At 37.7% G+C, this 16,346-nt stretch carries 15 protein-coding genes; 6 read left to right on the top strand and 9 right to left on the bottom strand.

The window, feature by feature from the left end:
• Positions 1-42: 42 nt before the first annotated feature.
• On the bottom strand, positions 43-1,398 hold the full coding sequence (locus BI350_RS14985) for a M24 family metallopeptidase (RefSeq protein ID WP_075528880.1): 1,356 nt from the start codon (positions 1,396-1,398) through the stop codon (positions 43-45).
• Between the two features lie 99 nt (positions 1,399-1,497).
• Entirely contained in the window at positions 1,498-2,655 is a 1,158-nt protein-coding gene (locus BI350_RS14990; protein WP_075528881.1) for an ROK family transcriptional regulator, read from the bottom strand.
• A 521-nt stretch (positions 2,656-3,176) separates the two neighbouring features.
• Here BI350_RS14990 and BI350_RS14995 point away from each other — a divergent pair.
• From BI350_RS14995 to BI350_RS15005, 3 genes are all read left to right on the top strand, one after another.
• A complete protein-coding gene (locus tag BI350_RS14995; protein ID WP_075528882.1) occupies positions 3,177-3,917 on the top strand; it encodes a helix-turn-helix domain-containing protein in 741 nt (246 codons plus the stop codon).
• Between the two features lie 223 nt (positions 3,918-4,140).
• The gene (locus BI350_RS15000) at positions 4,141-4,935 is read left to right on the top strand and encodes a polyphosphate polymerase domain-containing protein (RefSeq protein ID WP_075528883.1); all 795 of its coding nucleotides are present in this window, start codon (positions 4,141-4,143) and stop codon (positions 4,933-4,935) included.
• Positions 4,904-5,587, top strand: a complete 684-nt coding sequence (locus BI350_RS15005; protein WP_245698269.1) for a DUF4956 domain-containing protein — start codon at positions 4,904-4,906, stop codon at positions 5,585-5,587. The genes BI350_RS15000 and BI350_RS15005 overlap by 32 nt, the downstream gene beginning before the upstream one ends.
• Positions 5,588-5,872: 285 nt before the next feature.
• Here the strand turns inward: BI350_RS15005 and BI350_RS15010 are convergent, their stop codons facing one another.
• The 7 genes from BI350_RS15010 to BI350_RS15040 form a co-directional block, all read right to left on the bottom strand.
• The gene (locus BI350_RS15010; protein ID WP_075528884.1) at positions 5,873-6,628 is read right to left on the bottom strand and encodes an IclR family transcriptional regulator; all 756 of its coding nucleotides are present in this window, start codon (positions 6,626-6,628) and stop codon (positions 5,873-5,875) included.
• 61 nt (positions 6,629-6,689) lie between these two features.
• Complete coding sequence (locus BI350_RS15015; RefSeq protein ID WP_075528885.1) at positions 6,690-7,958, bottom strand: M20 family metallopeptidase; 1,269 nt, start codon at positions 7,956-7,958, stop codon at positions 6,690-6,692.
• Positions 7,958-8,899, bottom strand: a complete 942-nt coding sequence (locus BI350_RS15020) for a DUF1177 domain-containing protein (RefSeq protein ID WP_075528886.1) — start codon at positions 8,897-8,899, stop codon at positions 7,958-7,960. The genes BI350_RS15015 and BI350_RS15020 overlap by 1 nt, the downstream gene beginning before the upstream one ends.
• Positions 8,900-8,920: 21 nt before the next feature.
• Positions 8,921-9,892, bottom strand: a complete 972-nt coding sequence (locus BI350_RS15025; protein WP_075528887.1) for an ABC transporter ATP-binding protein — start codon at positions 9,890-9,892, stop codon at positions 8,921-8,923.
• Positions 9,885-10,898: an ABC transporter ATP-binding protein gene (locus BI350_RS15030; protein ID WP_075528888.1), complete on the bottom strand. Its 1,014-nt coding sequence runs from the start codon at positions 10,896-10,898 to the stop codon at positions 9,885-9,887. The genes BI350_RS15025 and BI350_RS15030 overlap by 8 nt, the downstream gene beginning before the upstream one ends.
• 11 nt (positions 10,899-10,909) lie before the next feature.
• Positions 10,910-11,785, bottom strand: a complete 876-nt coding sequence (locus BI350_RS15035) for an ABC transporter permease (protein WP_075528889.1) — start codon at positions 11,783-11,785, stop codon at positions 10,910-10,912.
• Complete coding sequence (locus BI350_RS15040) at positions 11,785-12,747, bottom strand: ABC transporter permease (protein WP_075528890.1); 963 nt, start codon at positions 12,745-12,747, stop codon at positions 11,785-11,787. The genes BI350_RS15035 and BI350_RS15040 overlap by 1 nt, the downstream gene beginning before the upstream one ends.
• Positions 12,748-12,984: 237 nt before the next feature.
• Here BI350_RS15040 and BI350_RS15045 point away from each other — a divergent pair, with 237 nt between their 5' ends.
• From BI350_RS15045 to BI350_RS17270, 3 genes are all read left to right on the top strand, one after another.
• The gene (locus tag BI350_RS15045) at positions 12,985-14,580 is read left to right on the top strand and encodes an ABC transporter substrate-binding protein (protein ID WP_075528891.1); all 1,596 of its coding nucleotides are present in this window, start codon (positions 12,985-12,987) and stop codon (positions 14,578-14,580) included.
• Positions 14,581-14,751: 171 nt separating this feature from the next.
• Entirely contained in the window at positions 14,752-15,423 is a 672-nt protein-coding gene (locus BI350_RS15050; RefSeq protein WP_075528892.1) for an AroM family protein, read from the top strand.
• Positions 15,424-15,581: 158 nt separating this feature from the next.
• Entirely contained in the window at positions 15,582-16,019 is a 438-nt protein-coding gene (locus tag BI350_RS17270; protein WP_425423258.1) for an aminopeptidase, read from the top strand.
• The last annotated feature ends 327 nt before the right edge of the window (positions 16,020-16,346 follow it).

A 16,346-nucleotide genomic window follows, 5' to 3' on the forward strand; every position in this document is an offset into this window, starting at 1 on the left:
TACATTATTGTAATTAAACTTTTTAGAACTAACTCATTTGATTTATTTGACCGTCAATGCATAGTCATTGGAAAGAATCAATGGTGTATAATACCCGGGTGTCGAAGAAAACGGTAGAATATCATCGCTAATCTGTAAACCTAATTCTCCACGCATAAATTTCTGTCGAGCTTTTATTCGTTCCCACATGTCAGGATATTTCTTTGCAATTGCATCTCTCAAATGTTGATCAGCTAAGAATACCGAATCCTCACAATTTAGTACGATACCATCTTCCATAGGTGCTGGGATGATGTCACATTGAATCGCCATTCCAGAAGATACTTTTTCATTACTCCCTGGTCTAAATGAAGTATGGAGCCACTCATCCGAACTCGTTAAATGTCCAGGATTTAATGCTGGTCGTAGTCCGCCTACGGCAAGTTCTTCACTAATGTGATTATAAATATCGCCGCCACTCACACCTACAGACACTGATTCATACCAAGCAGCAATTCCTCTATAATATGGAATCGCCCATTTTTCTAAATATTCATCGTTAACACTATCTACTAATCCGCCTCGTGCACTGAGCCCACCGCGATATCCTAATGCTGTAAATAGACCATCGCCCTTTTCTACTTTTTTAGCGCTTGGACTCCTTAAGCCTACTATTTCATTTTTACCAGAAGCATACATGACATACGTCGTTAAAGGTTCTCCTGCGTAGCCCATCTTTGAAACCGCTTCCAATTCGGATACGCCAGGTTGGGTTCCTTTCACAATTCTGTGTAATGCGGCAGATGCTCTTGTCGCTGCCCATTCAAAAACTGCAATTTGTTCAACTTCATTGTAAGCACGTAACCCTTTCGTAGGGTGCATTAAAATAGATGAAACATCAACGATAGCTTCTGAATCTTTTACAAGACTTTCCACGCAATCTACGAGGTACGCTGGAACAAATAAGCCTTTAAAGTCTTGTTTCTCTTCATCCTCTAAATACTTCCAGCCAACAACTCCTACCTTATTTCCACTTGATAGGCCAATGTTTTTAAGTATTTCATCTAAACGCGGTGAGATACTTCGATCTTGTCCCATTAAACTAAATGATTGACATAGTATAGTTTCCAGTTGCGGCTTAACTACACTCTTATACATCATTCCTTCATTTCCTACTAATAAATATCTTTGATTATCTTTTCCTAAGACAAGAACTGCCTCTTCGAATCTAGGGTCAAATTCAGTTAAATAAAAGAGATTTGCAAAATGCTCTCGATCACCATAAACTACTACCCAATCACACTCTGATTTTGCATATAGTTTGTTGCACCTCTCTTCATAAATAGAACTTGGTATTTCAGGCATCTCTTCTGGAATCCCAAAATTAGGAAGCTCCAATTTTCTCCACTCGATATTCATTGAAAAAATCCCCCTCAATTCTAATTTATTATATTTCTTAATGGTTCCCCCTTCCTACTTCTACATGAAATTCCCCCTTTCAATAAGTAATAATAAAAATTACATTGCTATAGGTGAATCTAAAAACTCACTTAAAATTAGACAACTTGCTCCAAGAATACCTATTGATGCCTCCGATTGATAATAGATTCGTGATTCTATTTGTTGTTCTATTTTCCATATATATTTTTTTAGCTTCTCTTTAACAGAAACCACCCATTCGGGATACTCTTCTATTAAAGCTCCCGCTAATATTATTATCTCTGGATTATAAGTACAGACAACGTTTGAAATAGTTAAAGCTAAATACTCTGCAGCCCTATCGAGTAGACTCACTGCCCACTCTTCATTTCTCTTTTTAGCTTTGAATATTTCCGGGTAAGACCGCCCGCTTTCCTTCTCTAAAAATGTTGTACAAATGTAAGTTTGCAAACACCCCAACTTGCCACAACTGCAAAGCATGCCATTTGGAGTAACAGTTGTATGACCAATTTCTCCCGCTATATTATTTGCTCCTCTAATAATTTCTCCTTTATCCATAAATGCTCCGCCCAAGCCGCTGCCTATATAAATACATGCTGCGCTTTCAACTCCAACCGCCCTACCATAAAGACTTTCACCTAACAAAATTGCTTTCACCTGGTTATCAACTAATACCGACATTCCAGTTTTCTCTTCCAGAATCCTTCCAACTTCGACGTTCTTCCATTTAAATTGCGGGCTAGTTATTACTTTTCCAGAGGGCCAATCTACAATTCCAGGTATACTCACGCCACAACCCAAAATTCTGTCTTCATAGTCCGCATACATATTTTTAATACTCTCTAGAAATTCCGCAATATTATTAAGAATCGTCTGGGGAGAATTTGTTAAATCCAATTTCCTTTTTTCTTTATAAAGAACGCTTCCACTTAAGTCTGCGACACCAATTTCAATAAATTCTAACTCAATATTCATGCCAAACATTAAAGCGCCTTTCGGATTTATGGCTAATAATCTAGCACGCCTTCCAATATTCCCCTCTGTTTCTCCAACTTCCTCAATAAAGTTTTGATCAAGTAAGTCTTTTACAATTCTACTTACACTTGTTGCACTCATCTTTGTTATTTTCGCCAAATCGGCTCTAGAAATCGTTCCGGCTCTCTTTATAGTCTTTAATAAAAGTAATAAATGATGCTTTCGGAGCATCCCTTGATCATGTTTAGTTTGTAACACCACGTTAATAACTCCAATCTTTTTTTATGTGAATTTATCACTTTACGTATATATTGAAACGTTTTTCTAATTAATTACTCCAGTAGAGTTATTAATTAGAGTATAAACAATAGTCTTTCACTTGTAAATGACTATTCGTAAAATTCAGCATGTATTCAACTTTACAAATATTAAGTTCTTATATACCACTAGGTTTTCAAATAACTAGAATTTCAATGGAGAGTTAGGCACTCTTGTTTATTAGTGGACAGTTTCGGTGCCAGTCACTCAAGTAATTACATAAAATGACCGGCCGGACATGTCCACCCGTCACCTCTCCATCAGCCCTACTCTCCCAAGGGTTACAGGCAATAAATCCAAAACCGAACCTATCTTTTTATTAAACTAAAATCTTTGTATTTATAATACGTATTCATCATCTATCAGCTATTAAAAGTTTTTTAAATTAATTTTCAAAAGTGTATCCCTTTTCTAAATTCCAATCTATATAAAGAGTGACAGGAAACTAAAGGGGCCGATTATCCATGAACTATTTAACCAAATACCAATCATTCGCAAATAAATATGAACTAAACGAGGCTATCGCTTTGCATTTAAGTGACCACAGATATCAATTAAACGATACGGATCAAAACGTACTCACGATGTTAAGCCGATATGCGATAAAATATCCCGGCGTTGCCCACTTAAAAGTAGCAACAATTGCAAAGGCTTTACATAAATCAGACCGCACTGTTCGCCGCTCAGTCGAAAAATTGGAGCGATTACAGATACTTAAAAGACAATCATTTTCACGCGAGAAAACAGGTGGACAAGGTGCCAATCTCTATATTTTTTTACCCTATAAACAAATTGAACTTCCTGAACCGAAACATGAGCAAGTAACGAAAACAGAACTAAGTCATGAACCTAATCAACCAATTGTTGAAGAACCTATGATTCCAATCACACTTTACACACGTTTCAAAGATCTAATAAAGTCCTACTCGGGAGAAAATAATGAAGGCCTGGCCAGCAAACTTTACGGCATTTATCGCGTGCACACCACAAGACTTTTGAAATTCGATATTCACGCGGACAAAGGAGAACTTTTGAAAACCATTGCAATACAAGCAGTTCGCGTCTTGTTCCAAGCAACCAAAAGAAAAAACATCCATAACCTGATTGGCTATTACGACGGCATTTTCCGTGAATTAACCGACAAAGCTTTATTTGCGGATGCTTTTATGGATTATGATGCACCGATGGAAGTGAAAATGCCGTAGATGATTGGCATAAGAGTTATCTGAATAGTGTTCGAGTTGAGTGGGTGACTGGCACCATATACAAGAATTATCTGAATAGTGCCCGAATTGAATGAGTGACTGGCACCAATACAAATCGCTCTCATCACTTTCTAATAATCCTCACACCATACTCACATAATGAAATCCTATGATAGTAGTGAACCAACAAAAGGTTGTTAACAAATGTGAGCGAGGTGAGGACTTGGCTATTGAAATTTTTAGCCGCCGGGAACAGAAGTATTTAATTACGCGGTGGCAGTATGAACAACTCGTTGAAAGAATGATGCCGCATATGCGGTATGACAAATATGGGATTGACGGAAAATATACCGTGACGAGTTTGTATTTTGAAAATGATGAACAGGAAATCTACTATGAAACGAAGAACAAATTGAAGTACCGCCAAAAACTGAGACTGCGTGTCTACGATGAGACCGATATTCATGGCACTGCGTTTTTTGAAGTAAAGCAAAAACATAATAACGTGGTGAATAAAAGACGGGTTGTCATGCCGTTAATGGAAGCTTATCGATTCATGGATACTGGGTTGGATGAAGAACTTAATTCTTATCAATCAACAAATGAACAAGTGCTACGAGAAATCGAGTATTTTAGACAGTTTTATCAGTTACAACCAGAAATGATTGTCAGCTATCATCGACACGCGTTTCACGGTGTGACAGATCCCGAACTACGCGTCACGTTCGATATGGATTTAACATGTCGGAATGACGATTTGGCCGTCGAAAACGGTGCATTTGGGGAACGATTTATTGACGAAAATCTTGTTGTACTTGAAGTCAAAGTAAATGACAGTGTTCCGTTATGGCTCACCCGCCATTTACAAGACTTAAATTGCGAACAAAGAAGTGCTTCAAAGTTTTGCACGAGTACAGAACTTTTAAGCGGACATCACTTACCACAAAATGAGTGGATGGAAACGACAACAATTGGAGGCAGGAAAAGTGGACACAATCAACAACTTATTTCAATTTAACGGACTAGAGGGAGAACCGACGATTTGGATGAGCATCGGTGCGATGGCACTTGCAGCACTGCTTAGCTTAATCATTACGAAGGTCTACCAAATTACATTTACTGGGGAAAGATATTCACAAGCTTTTGTACACACGATTATGATGATGAGCATTATTGTGTCCGTCGTCATGAACGTCGTCAGCGGAAATGCGGGGGTTGCGTTTGGTTTATTCGCCGTCTTCTCCCTCATTCGCTTTAGGAGTGCAGTGACGAATGCCAAGGATATTGCGTATATTTTCTTTGGGCTATGTGTGGGGATGACAGCTGGTTTATTTCAATTTGAACTGGCAATCGTACTTACTTTATTCGCCAGTCTTATCTTCTACATTTTATTTAAAGTCGATTACGGCGCGGGTAAAGATACACAAATATTAAAAATTACCGTTCCTGAAAACTTAAACGACGAAAACTTATTTGACGATATTCTTGCTGATAAAACAGATAGCTATCGACTTCGTCAAGTCGAAACAACTAATCTTGGAACGATGATTTTATACACATTCGCGATTCGCAGCAAAGTTGACACGAAAGATCAAGAGCTGCTTAATGACATTAGAGAGCGGAATGCTAATTTGAAGGTTTCTTTATCTTATTTGGAGATGAGAGATTGAGCTTTTAATAAAAAATCAAGGGGATATTGACAAATCACGCTATATTGTCGATATCCCCTTTCAAATTTTATGCAATCGCAGTGTATTGTCAGAATATTTTTTGCACAGGTACCCGTCACTTCTATTTTTCGCAAAAAACGTAGTCAGAAAAGACTTGGTTATTCATCACCATCGTCCTTCCTAACTACGTATTGTAAGGGGGCTTAGTGGCACAATTTAAGTTATTATTCTGTGTCCATTTTCATGGGGCTTGACCACTGCCACAAAAACAGCACCACCAAAGAACTAAATCTCAATATTATTAATAGTAAGTATACTAGAAAACGTGTCTGATAAATCCTTCAAAGCAGGCAATACTTCCATACAATGCGCTTCACTAAATCGATACATCGGACCTGATATTGTTAACGATCCAATTACTTCCTTATGCACAAATACAGGTACCGCAATAGCATTAACGTCCGGAGTATATTCACCTTGACTTAGCGACCATGAATTATCCCTGATTTTTTGAAGTTCTTTTTTCAAATCACCAGCGTCTACTAAAGTATTTGCAGTGTATTGAGTCAGTTCTCCACCAATAATCTCATCTTGTTGTTCTTCTGGAAGAAAAGCTGAAATAGCTCTATACGAAGCCCCGACATAAAGCGGTGCTGTACTTCCTTCTGACACAGAAAATTTAACTTTATTTTCAGGTTCAGAAACCATGAGTGTAAGACCCTCATTTTTATTTAATACAGTAAAAAACACCGATTCTCCTGTCAGGTGACATAGCTCATCTAGTAAAGGACGAAGGACTTTCTCTATATTCAACTGACTGTAATAGCGCATTCCCAATTCCCATACCGCTGGTCCTAAAGAATATCGTTTCGTTTCAAAATCCTTACGCACGAAATCGTTGTTCTCTAACGTTTCTAATATACGATACAAACTAGTATGATTTACACCCATCTCATGAGCAAGCTCACGCCCACCCCAAGTCGAATTTTGATCATCAAACATCTTCAATGTACGCAAAGCTAAATTTACTGTTTTTAACAATAGAGTCTCACATCCTCTAAAATAAAATACACCTAATTATATCTATTCAAAAAATAAATTACTATTCTTCATATAGATAATCGACGGCTGCCGCTACATACACTTTTGCACATCGGATGATATCTGAAACATGTACCTTTTCATCATATCCATGGATACTTGGTAAATAAGCAGGACCATATTGCAATACCGGAATATTATGATCTCGGAAATGACGAGCATCACTACTTGCCCACTGCATAACCCCATATGCTTCATGATTCGTCACATACGTAATATTATCTACGATAGCTTGACAGACTGGATCTTGTGCATCCGTATAATTGGCTGTGCTTTGGAAACCGAACATTTTCATCTCATAATTAATACCTAGTTCTTCAAAAGATTTTGTTAAATAATCCGTCACTTCATCGTGAGTTACGCCAAACGGAAGACGACAATCTACTTCAACTGTACATTTCTCAGGAATGACATTCGATTTAGTTCCACCTTGAATTGTCCCTATATTTACAGTGATATGGTCGAGAACAGGCTGAAACGCGATTCTGTCTGTTTCTACCTCACGCATATATTTTTTCGAAATATCAATTAATGGCTGTGCCTCTTTCGGGATATTAACTTCCACATTCCATAGCTCACGAATTTTCTCAATCGCTGCAATCGCATCCGTTATTGCGTTATTTCCAGCTAATGGTGATAAACTACCATGTCCCGGGACACCATACACAGTTAACTCAAACCAATAAGAACCTTTTTGTCCAATCGTAGGGTTGTATGGTGAAGATGGTTCAGCTATTAAACATCCGTCTCCTTCGAGTAGATTATTTTCTAATAGCCAAGGTACACCGTATTCTCCACCTGTTTCTTCATCTGGAACAATCGCTAAAATCAATTCACCAGGCAGCTCTATATTTAACCTTTTCAATAAGCTAATTGTAAATATGAGACCCCCTAGCCCAGCTTTCATGTCACTTGCTCCTCTTCCTAACATCCAACCATCAACTACTTCACCGAAAAAAGGATTAAATGACCACTTTGATAAATCACCGGCTGGAACAACATCTGTATGTCCACAATAAATTAACCTCTTCCCGTTCGTATCCCCAATTTTAGAAATTAAATTATACATCTTATCTGTCGACTCATGCCATTCCACCGGTACGTCAAACTGATTTAAATACTTTTCGATAAACTGACTAATTTCTGTAGAATCACCCGGTGGATTCTCACTAGGTATTTTTATTAAATCTCCGATTAACGTAATTAATTCATCTTGATTCTTTTCCACTTCAGAAACTAATAAATCTTTTAATTGTTGTTTATCCATCATTAAACCTCCACTCCTTGAGTTTGCAAATGATTCATCGAACCATACAATTTAACAAGTCGCGCAAATTCTTCTTCATTGTAAAATGAACAATTCCCTTGTCCATATGTTTTTGAGATTTCAAGAACAAAACGTACTGCTGCTTCGACATCCACTAAACTGGTCGCACCTGTTCCACAACCCGCTACTGCTGTTTCTGTTGTGATTGCAACACCAACTACCGGACTATTCGTAGCTACTGCAGGTTGCAAAATACTATTAATATGGTAAACACCATTTCCATATGGCGTAATATCTTGCATTGTAATCGGCAGTGTTACAGGCAAACGTCCTGCTGACTGCGTATACGTATGAAGTAAATCGTCACTAATACGTAAAATATAGCCTTCTTTTACAGTAGGCGTAATTGCATAACCAGAATGATTCGTTACGATATTCCCCTTCGTTGTATCAATGGATAAAATTGCGTCCATCTCATTTGTTACTTCATGTTTATTCATTTCCATAATATCTACCGGGGAATTCATGAAAGGAACCGGATCATGTGGCAAAGTAGGGGCTGTTGGACAAATATGCGTAGTAATCACAACATCTCCTTCCACAGTATCTCCCTTTAATTGCATATCTAATAACTTAGCTGCTGCTGACATCGCCGCAAGTGCACCATCACCATCTGAAACAAAACCAATCATTTCTGGGCGAGCACCAATTCCACCTAAACGACCAATTATTCCTAGCGTAGGCGCATTTCCACCTGACAGTTTTCCATTCTGACCCGGTACGACGACCTTCACGAAATCAGTAGAACCTTTTTCTCCTTCAACCGTCTTTACCTCAACGTTTGCATCAGGTTTAATTGCTTTCAAATAATTTGCAACACATTCACCTGTAACGTGCATACTATCCATTACTTCATACATTTCCATAACATGTTTTAATGACATAACTATTTCCCCCTAATATATTTATTCATGTAGAAAACAAGATACGGAATGACCTTGATTTACACTTTGTAAAATGGGTGATTCTTGTTTACATTTCTCCATCGCAAATGGACATCTCGTGTGAAAATGACAACCATTTGGAGGATTTACTGGACTTGGTAAGTCACCATTTAATACAGTGCGTTCTTTTTTATCAAAAGGACTCTCTTTCGGAATTGCCGATAATAACGCCTTTGTATACGGGTGCTTTGGATTTTGATAAATTTGATCGAATGTACCAATTTCTACAATTCTCCCAAGGTACATCACAGCAATTCGATCACAAATATAACGCACTACATTTAAATCGTGTGAAATGAAAATATAAGTTAAATCAAACTCTTTTTGTAATCTTTTTAGTAAATTAATGACTTGTGCTTGAATTGAAACATCTAACGCTGATACCGGTTCATCACAAATGACTACATCTGGATTCAAAGCTAATGCTCGCGCAATATTAATCCTTTGTTTCTGTCCTCCTGAAAACTCGTGAGGGTACCGCTCTGCATGATAAGCACTCATGCCTACCGTACTTAACAAATCTACAACTTTTTGTTTCCGCTCTTCCTTCGTCCCAATGTTATGTATTTTCAAAGGCTCGGAAATTAAATAATCGATTTTTTTCCGTGGATCTAAAGATGCATCTGGATTTTGAAAGACCATCTGTATCGATTTTCTAGCAGACCGAATCTCTTTTTGAGAAAGTTTAGCCAAATCAACCCCATTAAAATTCACAGTACCTGAAGTAGGTGTGATCAATTGGTTGATGAGTCTAGCAAGTGTTGATTTCCCACAACCAGATTCGCCAACAATCCCAAATGTCTCCCCTTTATATAAATCAAAATCGATTCCATCAACTGCTTTAACTGCCATTTTTGACGATTTAAACGGAACAGTATCCGCTATAGGAAAGTGTTTTTTTAATCCTTGTACTTCCATGATTGGCTTATTCAACGAATACCCCCTCCTTTCTCTCCAACTGATTTGTCTTCGTCTGAAAATGACAGGATACACGATGACCTTCTTCTACTTCAATCACTTCAGGTTTTTCTTTATGACAAATGTCTTTAGCGAATGGACAACGTGACGAAAATGAACACCCAGGGACTGGCCTACGTAAATCAGGGGGACTACCCGGTATTGTCTGTAACTCTTGTTCTGACGCGATATCAGAAGTGATTTGTGATTCTAATAACCCCCACGTATATGGATGCTTTGGGTTAGCGTAAATTTGCTCCACCGTTCCTGACTCCACTGTAGAACCTGCGTACATGACAATTACTTTGTCACACATTTCCCAAACAACGCCTAAATCGTGAGTGATCATAATAATGGACGTATCATTCTTCTCTTGTAAATCTTTCATTAGTTCAAGAATTTGAGCTTGTACTGTAACGTCTAAAGCCGTTGTTGGTTCATCAGCAATTAATAATTTCGGATTACAAGACAGCGCAATTGCAATCATAACTCTCTGACGCATCCCACCTGAAAACTCATGCGGATACATGTCAATTCGTTTAGTTGGTTCAGGTATTCCTACTACTTTAAGCATTTCAATTGCTTCTGTTTTCGCATCTTTTTTAGATATATCTTTATGTGTACGAATCGCTTCTACAATTTGATTACCAACAGTAAAGACTGGATTCAAACTCGTCATCGGGTCTTGGAAAATCATTGCGATTTCATTTCCTCTAACTTGTCGCATTTCCTTATCTGTTAAAGCTACTAAATCTTTATCTTGAAATTTAATTTGACCGTCCGCTATTTTTCCAGGTGGTGATGGGATAAGCCGCATAATTGCAGTTGCTGTCACACTCTTTCCAGAGCCAGATTCCCCTACAATCCCGATTGTTTCTTTCTTATTCAATGAAAAATTAACGCCATTTACCGCATTCACAGTCGCAGCGGACGATTTAAACTGTACAACTAAATCTTTCACATCTAATAGTGGGTTTGACATATTACCCCTCCTTACACCTTCATTTTCGGATCAAGCGCATCCCTTAGCCCGTCACCAAATAAATTAATGCCTAAAACTGTAATTAATATCGCGAAGCCTGAAAAAGTAGCCATTTGCGGATTCAGGACTAAAAAGTCTTTACCATCTTTTAAAATACTCCCCCATGATGCTGTAGGAGGCTGTACACCTAGACCTAAAAAGCTTAAAGCTGCCTCAGAAATAATTGCGCCTGCAACACTCATCGTTCCATAAACAATCAGCGGAGCAAAACTGTTAGGTAATACGTGTGCAAATAGTATTCTTGAATGTGTAGCTCCTAAAGAGCGAGTCACTTCGATAAACTCTTCTTCCTTTACACTCAATACTTGTCCTCTTACAATTCTGGCAAATTCCGGAATATTAGCAATTCCAATTGCAATAATTACATTAACCAATCCTTGACCTAGTACGGTCATTAAAGTGATTGCTAATAAAATAAATGGAAATGCAAACAATCCGTCCATTGTACGCATAATAATAGAGTCAATTTTCCCACCAAAATAACCTGCCACTAAACCGAGAAAAGTTCCAAAAACTGCCCCAAATAAAACTGCTGAAACACCTACGATTAGAGAAATTTGCGTTCCATATACTAATCTACTGAACAAGTCACGCCCATAATTATCCGTACCTAAAATATGACCATCTGTACCTGGCGGACTTAACGTGTTCACTAAATTCATACTATTTGGCTCATGAGTAGCAATCAGCGGAGCAAATAACGCAACGATAACCATACTTGTAAGTATAAATAGACCGATAGCCGCTAATTTATTTTTTAATAGTTTTTTGAAGAAACCAGCTTCCTTTGGCAGTTCTTCTTGAATATGTAATTCAGCTTTCTGCATTATTTCTCACCACCTTTACTCTCGTAATTTACTCGTGGATTAACTACCTTGTATAGAATATCTACAAGTAAATTAATAAGTACAAAAATAATTGCTATAAATAAAACTGTTCCTTGTACAACGACAAAGTCACGCTTCTCAATTGCATCAACAATTAATCTCCCCATTCCAGGCCAACTGAAAATTGTTTCAGTTAAAACTGCCCCACCTAATAAGCCAGAAACTTGCATGCCTAACACCGTAAGGATTGGAGTCAATGCATTTTTTAGTGCGTGTTTTGTAATAACAATAAACTCTCGAACACCTTTCGCACGAGCAGTCTTAATATATTCTTTAGAAACAACTTCCAACATACTTGAGCGGGTAATTCTAGCAAAAGTAGCCATCGGAATAGTCGCTAGGGCTATACTCGGTAAAATAAGATGTTTGATAAATGGAACAATCCCGTCATCTAACGACCCCATACCAGTTGCAGGCAACCAACCTAAATTTACACTGAAGTAAAGAACGAGCATTACACCTAACCAGAAAATCGGCATTGAAACACCTACTAATGAAACAAGCATCACAATGTAATCTACAAAAGAGTTTTGCTTTGATGCTGCAATCATACCAGCAGGAATTCCGATTAATAGCGCTATCGATAATGCAGAAATTGCTAAAATGAGCGTATTGGGGAATCGTTCTAAAATCAAAGTCGTCACTGGCTGGTTATAACTTAACGACATCCCAAAATCTCCTTGAATAACGCCTTTTAAATAATTCAGAAACTGGACAATATACGAATCATTTAATCCCAGTTGAGCTGTTAACTTTTCAATATCTTCTACACTTGCCGTTGGACCCAACATAACTGCCGCCGGGTTCCCGGGGATTAGACGAGTAATGATAAAAACAATGGTAGCTACTACAAATAAAGTTGGAATTAAATCCAAAAATCTTCTAAAAATATATTTCCCCAAAATTTCGTCACCTCTTTTTAAAAATTCATTTCCCGAAATGAACCAGTGGTCCATAAAGTGAATTGTGAAAATCATAGCATTATTTTTTATGTTTGTAAATCTATTTTATTGAAATGGCAGAAAACTCTTTACATTGCGAATTCATATGTGTTAAATTCATTATTAACTTCATTTACTGAAACGCTGTTTCGGTAAATGAAGTTAATATAACGAGGATATAAGGAGAGGTATAGAGTTATGAGAAAACTTAAAGTATTATTTTTACTAATTATTGCTTCTGTATTGCTTGCCGCTTGTGGTGGAAGCGAAGAAAGCACTAACAACAATGACGACTCAACGCAACAACCAGGGGAACCGAGAGAGGGCGGCGTTCTAAAAATCGGATTGGCAGCCAATCCTCAAACCTTGGATCCAGTAAAATATACGGGTGTATATGAATCTCAAGTTATGCGTTTAGTAGCTGATACATTAGTTGTCTATAGTAAGGATCTTCAAGAAATTGAACCTTCTTTGGCTACTGAATGGAGTGTGTCAGATGATTTATTAGTTTACACATTTAAATTGCGAGACGATGTATATTTCCAACCTGGGGAATATCAAGATGGTCGCCAAATGACAGCTGAAGATGTGAAATACAGTTTAGAACGATCAGCAAATGAATCAGTCATGAATCGTTTACGTGGCGTGACAAAAGTAGAAGTTGTAGATGAATTTACTGTAGATGTTCATTTAGAAAGCCCTAACGCTGCATTATTTGCAGTATTAACGGATGCTGGAAATATCATCGTTCCAAAGGAAGAAGTTGAAGGATGGGGCGATGACTTCGGTGCAAATTTAATTGGTACAGGTCCATTTTCTATTAAAAATTGGCAACGTGACCAACAAGTTGATTTGGAGCGCCAAGATAAGTATTGGGGTCAAAAACCGCTTTTAGATGGTGTCCAATTAAAAGTAATTGCAGATACAAATATGATGACGAACGCATTACGTTCTGGCGATATTGATATTGCTATGGATGTTAAAGGACAAAATAGAGAACTAGTTAAACAGGATGACAAACTAGAATTATTAACTGTACCTGCTTTATCCATTACTTATTTAGATTTAAATAACATGACTGGTCCGACAGAAGACGTTAAAGTAAGAGAAGCTATTTACAAAGCAACAAATGTCGATGAGATTGTACTAGGAGCTAACCAATGGGGTGGAGCAGAACGTTCATACTTACCATTACCTCCAGGTTCATGGGGATATGACAAAGAGTTAGAAGAACTTGTCCCTACTTTCAATCCAGAAGCTGCAAAAGCTTTACTTACCGAAGCAGGCTATCCGGATGGTTTTGCAACTGAACTTTACGTCCTCGAGTCAAGAGTTCCATACGCAACAATTTTCCAAAATCAAATGAAAGAAAACCTAAATATTGATGTTGAAATTAAAGTTGTAGAGTGGGGCACTTATAGTGATACTGTATCAAAAGGTAACGCACCGATTAACATTGGTGGATGGTCATGGTATCCAGATCCATACTTCTTCCTTTACCAGTTGTTCCATACGGATCAAATCGACGCTTTAGGTAACGGAAAAGGCTATAATAACCCAGAAGTTGACAAGTTACTAAATCAAGCATTAGCTGAAACTGCTGTTCAAGAAGAACGTGCAGAATTGTATAAAGAAGCAATGAAATTAATCTTGAATGATTTTTCACGTATCGAGTTAGATGCACAAGAATCTACTGCAGGAATTAACCAAAAAGTTCAGGGCTTTGATGTATCACCAGACAACTCCATTCAAATTGTACATCCGAATGGAACAAATGTATGGTTAAGCGAATAATATTTTCTTGTAGGTAAGACATAACTAACCCGTTACCTACATACCAACAGATTAGAACAATAGCTTCGAAAATATACGTAGTCTCTTAGCAACCATGACGTATATTTTCGGAGTTTTCTATTTGTCACTTCATTTTTTATTGAAACTAAAATAGAGAGACGGTGTATACGAATGAATAAAAAAATAGCAATCTTAACTATCGGACAAAGTCCTCGCACAGACTTACAAGAAACGATACAAGACTTTATTTCACCTCCTGTCACTTGTATTGAAATGGGTGCCTTAGACGCCCTCTCTTTAGATGAAATACACCAACTCGCACCTGTAAATGAACACGATCCCAGACTCGTTACTCGCCTACAAAGCGGCGATCAAGTCATCGTAAGTGCAAAACTTATACAAGAAAGAATGGTACATTTAGTTGAAACTTGTGACAAAAAAGAAGTGGATATTATCATAATTGCTTGTACTGGTCATTTTCCTAAATTCAATACAAAGATACCTATTATTTATCCAGATCAAGTTACTTTACACTGGATGCATTCTATATTTTCAAATCAACACTTGTGTATTGTCGTTCCCCACAATGAACAAAAAGAAATGATTAAACAGAAATGGATTGACTCGTTTAACAACTTGTCAATTATCGCTTGCTCTCCGTATGAATGGAATGATAACAATGCCCGTGAAATTGCAACTTTCGCTGAACAACAGCAATGTGATGTTATCGTGATGGACTGTATCGGTTACGCTGAACAAATGAAGCGAATGATTCAAGCAGAAACAAACTTACCTGTTATTTTACCAAGAACGCTTGCACTATCCGCTTCCCAACATATATAAGGTGAATAAACAATGCCTGGTATCACTAGAGATATCTTTTTAAATGGTGTAATCACTGCTGATTACAGCAGAGTTGAACGAGAAACACTTCAAATGGAGAACAATTAAATCAAGCAACTGCTGTAACTATTGTTACGGGTGAAAATTATAAACTGCATATCCCTTTAGGGACACGAACAGCAATACCCAGTACAGGCGTATTTAGGAGTGACGCTATTTCTGGTAATTTACCTTCTGGAGAAGCGTTCATTGCCCCTATTGAAAAAGTGACTGAAGGATTAATTCAAATAACCGGATCTATTGCAGACATCGGGCTTATTCACGAACCAATGCTGTTAACAATCCAGAAAGGACGCCTCATCGATGCAACGACGGAAAAAGGTAAAGAATTAATGCATGTACTCGGTAGAGAAGACGGACGACTCGTATGCGAATTGGGGATTGGAACCAATCACGCAGCCCGATTGACGGGAAATATTTTAGAAGATGAAAAAGCGTATGAAACCGTTAACATTGCTTTCGGGTCAAACCATACGTTTGGGGGACACATTCAAACAAACGTTCACATTGATGCATCACTCCATATAAATCATTAAATTTTCACGTTTAAATATTACGCCCCACACTTGTTGTGCTTACACTTATCGTCCGGGGCTAGTTGGACAAGTCAATTTTAAACCAGCTGTATTTGGCAAGTAGAATATGTAGCTACTTGCCAGATACAGCGACCTTTTCAAAGGACTTTGATTTTAAGGTGAAACCCTGCATTACTAGGCGCCCTCGTACAAAAGGGATAGTAGAAACACAAATGAAACTGATTTAAATGAGCAAAACATGAATCATTCAACGGTGAAGGTAGATGCAGTTACCAATTCAAGAGTAATAGTGAAAGGTGCAGTGAAGGACGAAAAGTTCTAACACAA

Origin of the sequence: Sporosarcina ureilytica (assembly GCF_001753205.1) — a bacterium.
GTDB classification, from domain to species: Bacteria; Bacillota; Bacilli; order Bacillales_A; family Planococcaceae; genus Sporosarcina; species Sporosarcina ureilytica.

Bases quoted from the DNA above. Each gene is read 5' to 3' on its own strand.
- BI350_RS15030 (WP_075528888.1), bottom strand. From the start codon at position 10,898: ATGTCAAACCCACTATTAGATGTGAAAGATTTAGTTGTACAGTTTAAA.
- BI350_RS15035 (WP_075528889.1), bottom strand. From the start codon at position 11,785: ATGCAGAAAGCTGAATTACATATTCAAGAAGAACTGCCAAAGGAAGCT.
- BI350_RS15050 (WP_075528892.1), top strand. From the start codon at position 14,752: ATGAATAAAAAAATAGCAATCTTAACTATCGGACAAAGTCCTCGCACA.
- BI350_RS15015 (WP_075528885.1), bottom strand. From the start codon at position 7,958: ATGATGGATAAACAACAATTAAAAGATTTATTAGTTTCTGAAGTGGAA.
- BI350_RS15020 (WP_075528886.1), bottom strand. From the start codon at position 8,899: ATGTCATTAAAACATGTTATGGAAATGTATGAAGTAATGGATAGTATG.
- BI350_RS15045 (WP_075528891.1), top strand. From the start codon at position 12,985: ATGAGAAAACTTAAAGTATTATTTTTACTAATTATTGCTTCTGTATTG.
- BI350_RS14985 (WP_075528880.1), bottom strand. From the start codon at position 1,398: ATGAATATCGAGTGGAGAAAATTGGAGCTTCCTAATTTTGGGATTCCA.
- BI350_RS14995 (WP_075528882.1), top strand. From the start codon at position 3,177: ATGAACTATTTAACCAAATACCAATCATTCGCAAATAAATATGAACTA.